13 protein-coding genes are annotated in these 12415 nt (G+C 48.2%); 3 read left to right on the forward strand and 10 right to left on the reverse strand.

The window, feature by feature from the left end; genetic code table 11:
• Window positions 1–3: 3 nt before the first annotated feature.
• The 3 genes from BEN74_RS06225 to BEN74_RS06235 all read right to left on the reverse strand — a co-directional run bounded on the left by BEN74_RS06225 (window position 4) and on the right by BEN74_RS06235 (window position 2045).
• Entirely contained in the window at window positions 4–885 is an 882-nt protein-coding gene (locus tag BEN74_RS06225) for an alpha/beta hydrolase (protein ID WP_068910957.1), read from the reverse strand.
• Window positions 875–1567 carry a BON domain-containing protein gene (locus BEN74_RS06230; protein ID WP_068910958.1) on the reverse strand — a complete coding sequence of 231 codons (693 nt, stop codon included), beginning with the start codon at window positions 1565–1567 and terminating at the stop codon, window positions 875–877. The genes BEN74_RS06225 and BEN74_RS06230 overlap by 11 nt, the downstream gene beginning before the upstream one ends.
• Window positions 1568–1637: 70 nt before the next feature.
• A complete protein-coding gene (locus tag BEN74_RS06235) occupies window positions 1638–2045 on the reverse strand; it encodes a YraN family protein (protein ID WP_068910972.1) in 408 nt (135 codons plus the stop codon).
• 249 nt (window positions 2046–2294) lie between these two features.
• Between BEN74_RS06235 and rsmI the strand changes: the two genes are divergently transcribed.
• Complete coding sequence (gene rsmI / locus BEN74_RS06240; protein ID WP_068910959.1) at window positions 2295–3137, forward strand: 16S rRNA (cytidine(1402)-2'-O)-methyltransferase; 843 nt, start codon at window positions 2295–2297, stop codon at window positions 3135–3137.
• Between the two features lie 174 nt (window positions 3138–3311).
• On the forward strand, window positions 3312–3725 hold the full coding sequence (locus tag BEN74_RS06245) for a hypothetical protein (protein WP_068910960.1): 414 nt from the start codon (window positions 3312–3314) through the stop codon (window positions 3723–3725).
• A gap of 18 nt (window positions 3726–3743) precedes the next feature.
• Here BEN74_RS06245 and BEN74_RS06250 read toward each other — a convergent pair whose 3' ends face one another.
• From BEN74_RS06250 to BEN74_RS06275, 6 genes are all read right to left on the reverse strand, one after another.
• Window positions 3744–3992: a hypothetical protein gene (locus tag BEN74_RS06250; protein WP_068910961.1), complete on the reverse strand. Its 249-nt coding sequence runs from the start codon at window positions 3990–3992 to the stop codon at window positions 3744–3746.
• A 178-nt stretch (window positions 3993–4170) separates the two neighbouring features.
• Window positions 4171–5439: an FAD-dependent monooxygenase gene (locus tag BEN74_RS06255; RefSeq protein WP_068910962.1), complete on the reverse strand. Its 1269-nt coding sequence runs from the start codon at window positions 5437–5439 to the stop codon at window positions 4171–4173.
• The gene (gene ubiH, locus BEN74_RS06260) at window positions 5436–6644 is read right to left on the reverse strand and encodes a 2-octaprenyl-6-methoxyphenyl hydroxylase (RefSeq protein ID WP_068910963.1); all 1209 of its coding nucleotides are present in this window, start codon (window positions 6642–6644) and stop codon (window positions 5436–5438) included. The genes BEN74_RS06255 and ubiH overlap by 4 nt, the downstream gene beginning before the upstream one ends.
• A gap of 168 nt (window positions 6645–6812) precedes the next feature.
• Window positions 6813–8003, reverse strand: coding sequence for a tetratricopeptide repeat protein (locus BEN74_RS06265; protein WP_228200402.1), 1191 nt, complete (start codon window positions 8001–8003; stop codon window positions 6813–6815).
• 112 nt (window positions 8004–8115) lie between these two features.
• Entirely contained in the window at window positions 8116–9039 is a 924-nt protein-coding gene (locus BEN74_RS06270) for a phosphotransferase family protein (RefSeq protein WP_068910965.1), read from the reverse strand.
• Window positions 9040–9099: 60 nt separating this feature from the next.
• Window positions 9100–9513 carry an NUDIX hydrolase gene (locus tag BEN74_RS06275; protein ID WP_086374349.1) on the reverse strand — a complete coding sequence of 138 codons (414 nt, stop codon included), beginning with the start codon at window positions 9511–9513 and terminating at the stop codon, window positions 9100–9102.
• A 172-nt stretch (window positions 9514–9685) separates the two neighbouring features.
• On the opposite strand from BEN74_RS06275, the gene adhP reads away from it, so the two are divergent.
• Entirely contained in the window at window positions 9686–10714 is a 1029-nt protein-coding gene (adhP, locus tag BEN74_RS06280; RefSeq protein ID WP_068910966.1) for an alcohol dehydrogenase AdhP, read from the forward strand.
• 334 nt (window positions 10715–11048) lie between these two features.
• On the opposite strand, the gene pepP is transcribed toward adhP, so the two are convergent.
• The gene (gene pepP / locus BEN74_RS06285) at window positions 11049–12383 is read right to left on the reverse strand and encodes a Xaa-Pro aminopeptidase (protein WP_068910967.1); all 1335 of its coding nucleotides are present in this window, start codon (window positions 12381–12383) and stop codon (window positions 11049–11051) included.
• Window positions 12384–12415: the final 32 nt, after the last annotated feature.

Below are 12415 nucleotides of genomic sequence, written 5' to 3' on the forward strand. Positions count from 1 at the left end.
CCCTTATTTCAAGGCGTCATCCAGCGCGCGCATAATTTCAGCTTTGGTGGCGAAGAAGCGGCTGAACAGACTCGACACCGAGCCGATCATGGTGATGTGCCCCACCCGCGGCACGGAAATCAGCCGGCTGTAATTTCCCCGCTCTTTCAGCTTGGCGTCAAAATCTGAACTGTTGCTGTGCCCGACAATGTTGTCATTGGCTGCCGTAAACAGGTAATGCTTAATGCTGTTCTGCTCGACAAAATAATACGGCATGACCTGCTGATAAGGCATATTCTGATCAAAGGCATCGGCGCAGAGCGGATCGCCCTTGTAGTCAAAATGATACGGCCCGGCCAGGCCGATAATCGCGCGGATTTTATCGCGGCTTTGCAGCTGGTACGGATGCGGATGATACAGCGCCGACATCACATTGAAAGCCCCGGCCGAATGCCCCATCAGGACAATATTTTCAGCCGCGATCTGCAGCTTCAGCTGCGACTGATGCAGGTAGTTCAGCGCCAGGCTCAAATCATTAATATAGCTTGGAAAAATATGCTTGGGCGCCAAATGGTAGTTGATCACGGCGACATCAAAGCCTTCTTTGGCAAAAGCTTCACCGATGAAGCTGTAATCCTTTTTATCGCCGTGCATCCATGCACCGCCGTGCACAAAGACAATCAGCGGGCGCTGCTGGCGCGGCGAGCTGCTGCGGTACAAATCCAGCCGGTGGCGCGCTTTCAGGCCATAGGCCACGTTTTTCTGAACCGTATAGCCCTGCTTTGGCGTTAAGCGGTTTAAAGCATAGCTGCCGAAATCATAAATGCGGAAATTCCGGTAAAGGAATTTCGCAAGTTCAATTTTCTGATTCAGCTGGTCTTTCCAGCGCTTCACATTAAGATGCATTGGTCGGTTCAGCTGTATCCGGATCTATTGCGACTGGGGTTTTTACATCCGGCTCGGCATTCAGGGGCATCGATGAAACACTGGCCGCCGTGCGGGCAGCTTGCGGATTCTGCTCAATATTATCCACCAAGGTGATAATTTTAGTCACATTGCCGACCTGCTGCAGCAGCTGGTTCAGGTCATTGATTTCAGCTGTATTCAGGCGCCCCATCACATACAGCACGCCGTCTTCTGTGTGAATATTGACTTTGCTGTCCGACACCACCGCCGCTTTCATCACTAAGCCGCGGGTATTTGCGGTAACCGCGGTATCCTGCATGATGGTGCTGTAGCTGATTTGATTGCCGACCGTAATGAAATTATGCACGGTTTTGACATCGCTCATGGCTTTGACATTGTCTTCCGCCAGCTGCTTCAAATGCGCGTCCGGCACCTGTCCGGTCAGCAGCACATTGCCGTGAAAGCTGTCAATATTGACTCGCGACTGATTAAAGCGCGAATCCAGTTTGTATAAGTTGATTTTCGCTGTCCGGACAATGGAAGAATCAATAAAAACCTGGCCTAAAGACCGCGCGCCGCTTTCTGTCCCTACTGGTGCAGTGCCTGTGCCGCCGGAAATAAAACTTGCGCAGCCCGATAAACTTGCGGCACATAGCATGGTCATTGCAATACGCTTAAACACTCAGCAGGACTCCTTCATCTCAATATTTTTCAGTCGTTTTCTATCTATGCATTTACACAGTATGTTTTGTTCAAAGATTAATAAACTCTTGATCAAAAGTAAAAGCATTTTCTATCCATTGCTGATCATAAGTGAAATTGGAAAAATCATGCTGTATCGATTTTGCAAAGCGCTGATAAAAATCAAAACAAATCACATCAAAGCGGCAGTCGTGCTGCTGAAACGCTGGCCGGGCATTGAGGAAATGCAGGGCGGTTTTCAGCATTTTGCGCTGCTTGCGCGCGGAAACTGTTTCAGCAGCCTGCGCATAGGCGGTTCTGGAGCGCGCTTTCACTTCAATCAGCAACAGCTCCTGCCCGCGCTGCACAATCAGGTCAATTTCGCCGTAGGGGCTGTGATAGTTGGCCTGCACCAGAGCATAGCCCTGCAGTTCCGCCAGCTTCAGCGCCTGCCGCTCCGCCCATTGCCCCAAATTCATTTCAGGCATATTCACAACGCGCCCAGCCTTTTTCCGGCAGCATTGACAAATTCAGCCGGCGCTTTATAGTCAGAAGCCTTATATGCGCTGCAAAAAGCCTGCCGGACGCTGCCTGCGGCTCGCGCCATAGGGCCTGATTCAGGTAAAATGGCCGAAACTTCTGCATAGGCGCCAGCCATTCCTCCCTTCCGCGCCCGTGCAAGTAAATTTTTCTTATTATTCCGCTTATTATTAAACATGGAGAAACCTATGGGTGCTCAGTTATTTGTTGTTGCGACTCCAATCGGGCACTTAGATGATATCAGTTATCGTGCAATTAATGTGCTGAAGTCGGTTGATCTTATCGCTGCCGAGGATACACGAACTTCAGCGCAATTGCTAAAGCACTTCGGCATTTCCACCCCTTTAACCGCCTGCCACGACCACAATGAAAGCAATAAAATTGAGCATTTGATTCAGCGCCTGCAGCAGGGTGAAAATATGGCATTGATCAGCGATGCCGGCACGCCGCTGATCAGCGATCCGGGCTTTAAGCTGGTCCGCGCCGCGCAGGAAAATAATATTCAGGTGATTCCCGTTCCGGGCGCCTGCGCCGCCATCGCCGCCCTCAGCGCGGTGGGCCTGCCCAGCGACCGCTTCAGCTTTGAAGGCTTCCTGCCGTCACGGCAGTCACAGCGCATCAGCGCTTTGCAAAAGCTGAAAGATGAAACCCAGACCATGATTATTTATGAAGCGCCGCACCGCATTCTGGAATGCGTCAAGGATATGGCCGACGTGTTTGGCGCAGAGCGCCCGGTCGGCTTTGCCCGCGAAATTACCAAAACCTTTGAAACCATCAAAAAGATGACGCTGGGTGAACTGGCGGCATTTGTGGAATCTGACCGCAATCAGCAGAAAGGCGAAATTGTTCTGGTGATTGGCGGCGCAACCGAAGAAAAGGATTTGGAGCAGGAAAAGCTGGATCAATTGCTGACCCGCCTGCTGCAGGATTTATCGGTCAAAGCGGCCTCTCAGCTGGCGGCGGACTTAACCGGCATTAAGAAGAAAGTGGCCTATCAGCGCGCTTTGGAGCTTACACAGGATAAGGATTAATATCCCTGCTGGCCCGCAGCCAGGTAAAATAATCTTTGGATAACTGCGGCATCCTTTCCGCAGTTATCCATGCTTGCCCGCGCAAAAGCCTTTAAACCTCTAAAGAAAAAATGAGGCAGCGCCTGACTGTGCAATAATGCTTAAGCCCGCCTATACTTCCAGCTGATAAATATAATGAAAACTCTGAAATTAAAACCGGTTTATCTGTTCAACCTGCTTTGGCTGCTTGGCCTCTTGCATATCATTTACCATGGCTTCAGGCCTTACCGCCATTATATTTTTGAAGAGATGATTTTTCCCGATACTCAAGCCGTCGCTTTAACCGGCTCGGTGTATTCACTGTTCTTTATTGCCGGAAATATTCTGCGCTGGACGCCATTCTGGAACAGCTCCCGCTATTGGAGCTATGTATTTCTCAGCTTTATTTTAATCTTTCAAGCGTTCATTGCCTTTGCCGGCGCAATGCACGCGCCGCCTTATTGGGCTGCACTCATTCTTAACTGCATGTTTTTATTGCTGGCCCATTTTGCTTTTTATCCGATTTATGCGCTCACAAAGAAACAGCTGCAAAAGAAAAACACCGCTTGAAAGCGGTGTTTTTAAATTTCAGTCCTGCGCCGCTTCGTCCGGCGGCACTTCAGTAATCCGGCCGCCGCGCGCTAAAAAGGCCGCGACTTCATCTTCCAGCGCCTGGCGCTGCTTCTGCTTTGCTGTCACAGTCAGTGTTTCCGCTTCCGCCACATCTCCGTCAGATGCGCCTTCGGATGCGTCAGATGCGCCTTTTTCAGCGGCTTTGGCTTCATCATCGTCTACTGCAGAATCGTCTGCATCATCATAATCATTCATATCTGTCATCTTGCTCTCCCCACGAATGACTGCTTATACCGGTCAGGGTAAAACCTGATTTTAAGTTACAAGAAATTTAGCAATCTCTTCACGTTTCGCATAGAGCCAACCCTTAAAAAAACGTATCTTTTTTAATCAAAATCGTAATCATACATTTACGTTTGCTTAAAAAACTCGCTATTCGCAGTTATGCGCCATAGCGCGTGCCTTTCAGCAGCGGCAAACCATTGGCCTGCGCCATGAATGCATCCTTGAGCATTTGCTGATTTTCCACCTGCTTCAGGCCGAAATTGCGCGCCCAAACCACCGGGAACAGGGCCGAGCTTTCCATCCAGCCAATCGCCGACATGCTGTGCATCATGGCGTCATTCTGCCCTTTGCGCCGGTGCTCATAGCGCCGCAGCGTCTGCTCATACGCCCAAACGCCGCGCGCCTTGTCATGCAGCAAGGCGTCGCACAGCACCGCCGCATCCAGACAGCCGATATTCACGCCTTGCCCGGCCAATGGATGAATCACATGGGCTGCATCGCCAATCAGCGCCAGTCCGGCTTTGACATACTGCTGCGCCGCCCGCGCTTTCAGCGGAAACTTCGCGCGCGGGGTTGCTTCCAGCACTTCACCCAGCATGTGATGGCTTTCACGGGTCAGCAGCGCCTTAAATTCAGCATCCGGCAGCGCTGCGTATTCATCGGCATAGTCATCCGGCAAAGTCCAGACGATTGACTGCCAGTAGCCGTCCTGCGCCGGGTCTAGGCTGGCCATCGGCAGGAAGGCCAGCGGGCCGGTTTCCAGAAAAATCTGGCGCGCAGTATGCAGATGCGGCTGCGCGGTGCGGATTGCGCAGCTGATGCCCGCCTGCTTGTAGTCCAGCACATCCAGGTCAATAAAGGCCTGCTCGCGGACAAAGGAATTGGCGCCGTCCGCGCCGATCACCAGTTTGGCTTTCAGCTGGGTTCCATCCGCCAGATGAATATGCCAAACGCCCACGCCTTCTTCGACGCGGCTGACTTTGACTTGGGTGCGGTAATCCTGCAGCTGTTCCAGCATCTGCTGCTGAATGGCGAGGTTTAAAATGCTCGGCTCAACCATAGAGCCTAGGGCCTGCTCTGCGCTTGGTGTTTTTTCTGATGCTTGGCCGAAATTGATTTCGCCGTAGCCGTTTTTATTCCAGACCTGCATGGCGCTGTACGGCATTTGGCGCGCCAGCCTGTCCCAGACGCCGGCAGTTTTCAGCAGGTGGATGGTGGCCTGGCTCAGCGCCAAAACCCGCGGATTGGCTACGGCCAAGGTCTTTTCCGCGTCTAAAATCGGCGCGGCATCCAGCACCGTCGCCTGCACCCCGCCCTGCGCTAAAAGCAGGGCCGTTAAGCCGCCGACCAAGCCGCCGCCGATAATCACCGCATCCAGCACGGCATCCTGAACTTTGTCCTGAACCGCTGCGTTGACGGCATTCATGCTTTCAGCCCCATTGCGTAGTTTGCGACCAGCGGCTTAATGCCCGGAATGGTGTCAAAGGCCAGCAGGCCGGTATTGCGGATCAGCTTTAAGAGCGGATTCTGGTTGCTGAAGCCGCGCACCACGCTATCGCAGAACTTGATCACGCGCTGCTGGTCGGTCAGGCGCGACTGCTCATAATGCTGCAGCATGGCCGCTTCGCCCAAATCTGCGCCTTTGGCGGTTTGCTCCATTAAATAGCGGCGCAGCACATAGGCGTCACGCATGCACAGGTTAAAGCCCTGTCCTGCCACGGGATGAATGGTATGGGCCGCATTGCCCATCAGCACCACACGGCCCGCGGCCTGCTTTTCCGCCAGAACTTGCGACAAAGGGAAACTGAAGCGCTTGCCGGTTTTCTGGAATTTTCCGGCGCGGTCACCGAAGGTCTGCTGCAGGGCATCCAGAAAATGCTGATCATTTTCATCGCCCAGCCATTCGCCTTCTGTGCCTTTCTGCACTGGCCACACCACTGAACGGCGGTATTCGCCCGGCAGCGGCAGCAGCGCCAAAGGCCCCAATGGGCTGAAGCGCTCAAAACCGACATGGCCATGCGGCTTAGAGGTCTGCACGGTGGTGACAATCGCCACCTGATCATAATCATGCTCTGATGCGCCAATGCCGAGGGCTTTGCGGCAGAATGAGTCGCGGCCGTCAGCGGCAATCACCAATTTTGACTGCAAAGCGATTTTATCTTCGCCGCGGCTGGCTTCAATATAGGCCAAATCTGCATCTTGGGTGAGTGATGTGACCTGCACGCCGTCAATCAGTTCAATCAATGCTTCCTGCTTAACCTGCTGCAGCAGCACGCGGCCCAGCCAGGCATTTTCAATCACCTGGCCAAAGCTTTCGACTTTTTCCTGCTCCGCTTTTAAGCGCGCTTTGCCGAAACCGCCCTGTTCTGTAATGTGCACTTCATAAATAGGCGTGGCGTGTTCCTGCAAGGCATCCCACAGGCCAAGCTCCTGATAAATCTGCACGGTACGGCGCGACAAGGCGCTGTTGCGCGCATCGAAGCTGGAATGATAAGGCGCAAGATTTGCATCATCATAGTCTGGATATTTGATGGCTTCGAGCAGCTTTACCCGAATATTCGCCTTTGCCAACATTAAGGCCAGGCTGAGCCCGACCATACCGCCGCCAACAATGATGACTTCTTGCTGCATGCTTTCATCCTTTTTATGAGGTATTCGAATTCAGGAGATTCAATCGAAATACGTATAAGCTGTAATGGATTTTATATTACATCAAGGACATGCATTTTTATAATGAAATAGGAAATTGTTGTTTGGAGTTGAACTGGAATGATACATTATTCAAAATGAATCTAAAGCTTACAGAAGCTCATCCAGCCGTTTTTGCGCATCTTCATTAAAATTACCTGCAGCTTGATAATACCAGCGTTTTGCAACTTTTAAATCTATATCGAAACCATTCCCATACTCATACATCAAGCCAAGCCTATAAGGCGCAACTGCATTTCTTTGCTTTGCTGCTTTGCGGTATAAATTTGAAGCTTCCGTAAAACTTTGTTCAACCCCCTCACCCTTTTCATACATTTCACCCAGAACAGTTTGTGCATCAGCATTGCCTTGAGCCACTGACTTGTTTATCCATAACAATGCTTGCAGATCATTTTTTTGCACGCCTTTACCGCCAAGATAAAGCAGGCCTAAATTGAGCTGTCCAAATTGATCTTCCATATCTGCAGCTTGCTGATACCAATATTGCGCTAAAGCATAATCCTGAACTAATCCATCTCCATTTTCATACATCTTGCCAAGCTCATTTTGAGCAATTGCATCTCCCTTCTGTGCGCGCTTCAGAATTCTCTCATATCCAGGAATCTTTTTATAATCAATCCTCAATGATTGCTTAATTTCATAATCACAATCAATAATATCAAAACCTAAATAGCTTTCGAATAATTCAACCAGCAATCTGCGCGCCAATGCTGTGTGATACATTGACTGATTCTTTGAAGCAATGTGATAGTGCTTAAAATAACTTTCTGTATCTTCTGTAAATTCGGATGAAAAATCGCAATCTGTTATTTTTTCTGTCTTCAACTTACCGTTTTCTAAATATTCACGTTCATAATATGTTGAAAAATTAAGCCATTCTTTTTCAAAGTCTTGTATTTCCCCTTCAAAATACACGTCTTCATCTTCTTCCTGCAAAACCCGTCTAACTTCTATATTATTTTTATAAATCAGATAGCTATAACCATCACAATTATCTACACATTCAAAAAAAATCACCCAATCCTTTGAGGGCAAATCATCCAATAATTCTTGCCATAACTCAGGGTTATTGTATGCAGAATAGAAAATATCTGCATTATCGACAAGAATGAAATTTCCATCAATCGACTGTATACGAATATTTGTATACGAATCAATAATGTCAATTTCATGCTGCATCCATTTATAAATAATAGCTTTTACTTCTTTAATATCGCCTTGGAATGGAAACACCATTCCTGTCATTCGAGTACCCATAATTTTTTTATTTTCACGCAGCAAAAATCAATTCATTTTATATTACCTCAAAGATTTTATTTTTTATAATGAAATGGATGTTTTACACGCTTCCACTGTAAAGCGATGCGCTAAAGCTTATGAAGATCACCGTCCTTTAAGCTTTTAGTTCCTTTAACACAGTCCTCAACGTCCGAATTGCAGAAGCGCGAAAAATAGGATCTGTACCATCAGCGGAATGATTTTTATCTGTCCAAGCGATTGCCGCAAGGCATTGAATGCCTACGTAGCATAGAAACTTCATTCTAGGTACTGCCTGCTTATACGCATACTCCCAACCTTCTAAGAAGGCATTTCGCAATTCCAGATCAGAGAAATCCATGTCGACCCAAACAATTTTCGCTAAATCATAGACGGCATCTCCAATGCGGGCGGCTTCAAAGTCAATAACACCCGAAATTCGATTATCGCTGTCTGCCAGGATATTTCGCCCGATATAGTCACAATGCAGTAAACTGATATATGTTGGCTCACATAAGTCTTTACTGTATTGGCGCAACTCATTCAATTGATCACTAAACTCATGATAATCAGATGACAGTGGATTTATACGTGACATCCATTTTGAGATCATTAGTTCCAGATGCTGCCCCCACAGCACCGAATGTGTCAACAAGCCATCTCGATCTTGCCAGAACCTCATCTTAAATAAACGGGTCTGTGGAATTGCACGATGAAGATCGCCTAGACTTAACCCAGCAGCCCTAAGCAAAGATATTTTCTGCGCCCGTGTACAGCTCTTTAATACTTGATCGACTTGTGTGCCTTCTATGGCATTCATGACAATGACAGAGGAACCCTCCCATTCAAACTTATTCAATACCTTTGGCGTGAGTGGAAAGTCTGTGAGCGCTTCTAATATTTCACAGCAGCGATCATTAGCAGTAAAATTTTTAGCTATTTTGACAAAAACTGCTCCTTGAGAAGATTCTCCCTGATACACGGAAGAGCCATTCCTTTGTGTCACTAGCTTTAATGTCTGTGCTTGAATCTTATTCTTTAAGCGAGATAAATCTTTCATACTGTCCAATTTCTGTTGTAAATAAAGGCAATGAGCAAATAACTAAAAAAGTTGAACTGCCTAAGCCCCCTTTGATTTTATAAACTCTAATAATTCTTGGAATATTTGATGCCATTCTGATGTCGGCGGGTCAGAAAGGTTATGCCAAAAAAAATTGAATTCCAGTCCACCATCATCATTACAAAAATGTTTCCAATTATCTTTTAAAATCTCTGCTGTATGACATACAAACACATGCCAATTAGGCCCTGGTTCAGACGGATAATGTAAACCTAAATACGAGTGAATGTTTGCTGAAGAAATCCCTGATTCTTCATAAAGCTCTCGTAAAGCTGCATCTTCTAGCTTTTCATTGGCTTCAACAGTACCTTTTACAATTTGAATGCCAGCAAGTGGATGCCTAAAAACCAGTATTTCCGTACTCTGATTTATATGCCGAAATATAACAGGTACTACTTTTTCTACTAAAGCCATAATTAACTTTTATTAATTAAATAGTTAGTATAACCCGAGTCGCGGATAAGAAACTGGCCTGAAAAATGCATTTCCAACAAATTGGCAACCCAAAACTGTTTCTTTTTATTTTATAGTAAAACAAGACTGTCTAAAAAGTGACCTCAATATATCTCATATGGAGAGCGTAAATATGACAACGATGAAAGCAGCAGTAGTGACTGCATTTAATCAGCCGCTGCAAATACAAGAAGTTGAAATTCCTAAAATCAGTCCTGGAAAAGTCTTGGTAAAAATTATTGCCACAGGTGTTTGCCATACGGATCTGCATGCTATGCATGGAGATTGGCCAGTTAAACCCGCTTTACCTTTTATCCCTGGGCATGAAGGTGTCGGTGAAGTGATTGAAATTGGCGAAGGTATTGAACATTTAAAAGTGGGAGATATCGTCGGTGTGCCTTGGCTGTATTCGGCCTGCGGCCATTGTGATCATTGCTATGCGGGCTGGGAAACGCTGTGTAAAAAGCAGCAGAATTCCGGGTATTCTGTCAATGGGAGTTTTGCGGAATACTGTCTGGCAGACGGTGATTACGTGGGTGTGATCCCCGAAGGCGTCGATCTGCTTGAAATTGCGCCAATTCTATGCGCAGGTGTGACGGTCTACAAAGGACTGAAGATGACTGAGGCTAAAACTGGAGATTGGGTAGCCATTTCCGGCATTGGCGGTTTAGGCCATGTGGCCATTCAGTATGCCAAAGCCATGGGGTTTAATGTGGCGGCGATTGATGTGGATGACTCAAAGATTGAACTGGCAAAAAAACTCGGTGCAGATGTCGGAATTAATGCATTAAAAACTGATGTGAAAGAAGCCGTACTGCAGGCGACAGGTGAAGGATGCCATGGTGTGCTGGTGACAGCCGTTTCCCCTAAGGCATTTGAGCAAGCGGTGTCGATTGTTCGCCGCGGCGGCACGATGGTATTAAATGGTTTGCCGCCGGGTACTTTTGACCTGTCGATCTTTAATATGGTGCTGGAGGGAATTACAGTGCGCGGTTCAATTGTAGGGACACGTCTGGATTTAAAAGAAGCGCTGGATTTGGCGGCGCGCGGCAAGGTCAAAGCACATATTCATGTTGAACCGCTGGAAAATATTAATGATATTTTCGAGCGTATGGAGCACGGTAAAATTGATGGCCGTATCGTGATTGATATGAGGCTTTAATGAATAATGCCATGCTCCAGTTTAAGATCTGACTTCATCCTTTTTATAGCAAAGGCCCATATTCGGGCCTTTTTCCCGACACATTTAATATTAATGCTGGATATAAAAAAGCCGATCTTTCGATCTAATACCAGTCAGTTAAGCATTTTTAATCCTCCCCAACCCTCCTTTTTCAAAGGAGGGAGCGTTTCTAAATTCAATACGGTATTGAATTCAAGGGTGTCCCCCCTCTTTTTTAAAGAGGGGTTAGGGGAGATTTATCAATTCGTAATAATGAAATGACGCTTAACTGATCAGCATCAGATCTTTCGATCGGCTTTTATCAAAACTCAGCTTAAACAGCTTGCGCTTTCGCCATCAAGGCTTCAATCTCATCAACCGACTTCACCACAGCTGCCGTTAATACACGCGGGCCATCTTGAGTTACAGCCACATCATCTTCAATGCGGATGCCGATGCCGCGCCATTTTGCATCTACAGTTTCATCATCCGGCGCAATATACAGCCCCGGTTCTACCGTGACCACCATGCCCGCTTCATACGCGCGCCAGTCATCGCCTTGCTTGTAGGAGCCGACATCATGCACATCCATGCCCAGCCAGTGGCCTGTGCCGTGCATATAGAACTGGCGGTAGCTTTCAGATGCAATGATCTGCTCAATATCGCCCTGCATAATGCCCAAATCCAGCAGGCCCTGCACCATAATGCGCACCGCGGCATTGTGCGGCTCTTTATAGGAATTGCCGACACGCACTGCATCAATCGCAGCCAGCTGGGCTTTCAGAATCACTTCGTACAGCGCTTTCTGCTCCGGGCTGAATTTTCCGTTTACCGGAAAAGTCCGGGTAATGTCAGAGGCATACAGCTGATATTCGCAGGCGGCGTCAATCAGCACCAAATCGCCGTCTTTCAGTTCCTGGTCATTTTCCACATAATGCAGAATGCAGGCGTTTTCACCGCCGCCGACAATGCTGTTATAAGACGGCACACAGCCGTTCTTGCCGAAGATGTAATTCAGCTCAGCTTCCAGCGCGTATTCCATCATGCCCGGCTTGACCGCCTGCATAGCGCGGGTATGCGCTTCTGCCGAAATATCCGATGCAATCTGCATCAGCTCAAGCTCCTGCTCAGATTTATGCAGGCGCATTTCATCCACAATGCGGTCCAGCTGAATTACCTGCGCAGGCGCAGACGTGCCGCGGCGCGATTCGCCATTGGCCGCCGCAATCCATTTTGCGGCGCGGGCGTCAAAATCGGCCTGCTGGCCAATGCGGTAGAACAGCTTGTCTTTGTTCTGCAGCTTGCCAAGAATTTCTTCATCCAGCAGATCAATGGCATAGGCTTCGTCTGCATCATAATCGTCAACCGCGCCGTCAATGCCGGCGCGGTAGCCATTCCAGATTTCCATTTCACGGTTGCGTTCGCGGCAGAACAGGCTGTAGCTGTAGCCCTCTTCTGCCGTATCAAAGGTTTCAATCACCGCAACCGCTTCAGGCTCTGCAAAGCCGGTCAGATAGAAGAAACTGCTGTCCGCCCGGAATTTGTAGTCTGCGTCGCGGTTGCGCATGGCCACCTGGCTGGTGGCGATAACGGCAATGCTGCGCAGCCCCATTTCTCCGGCTAAAACAGCGCGGCGTTCCTGAAAGTCAGCTTGGGTTAATTTCTTCATCTGAATACTTCTTATCGCTCTTGAATGCATGT

It is taken from the genome of Acinetobacter sp. WCHAc010034, from assembly GCF_001696615.3.
In the GTDB taxonomy this organism is placed as follows: domain Bacteria; phylum Pseudomonadota; class Gammaproteobacteria; order Pseudomonadales; family Moraxellaceae; genus Acinetobacter.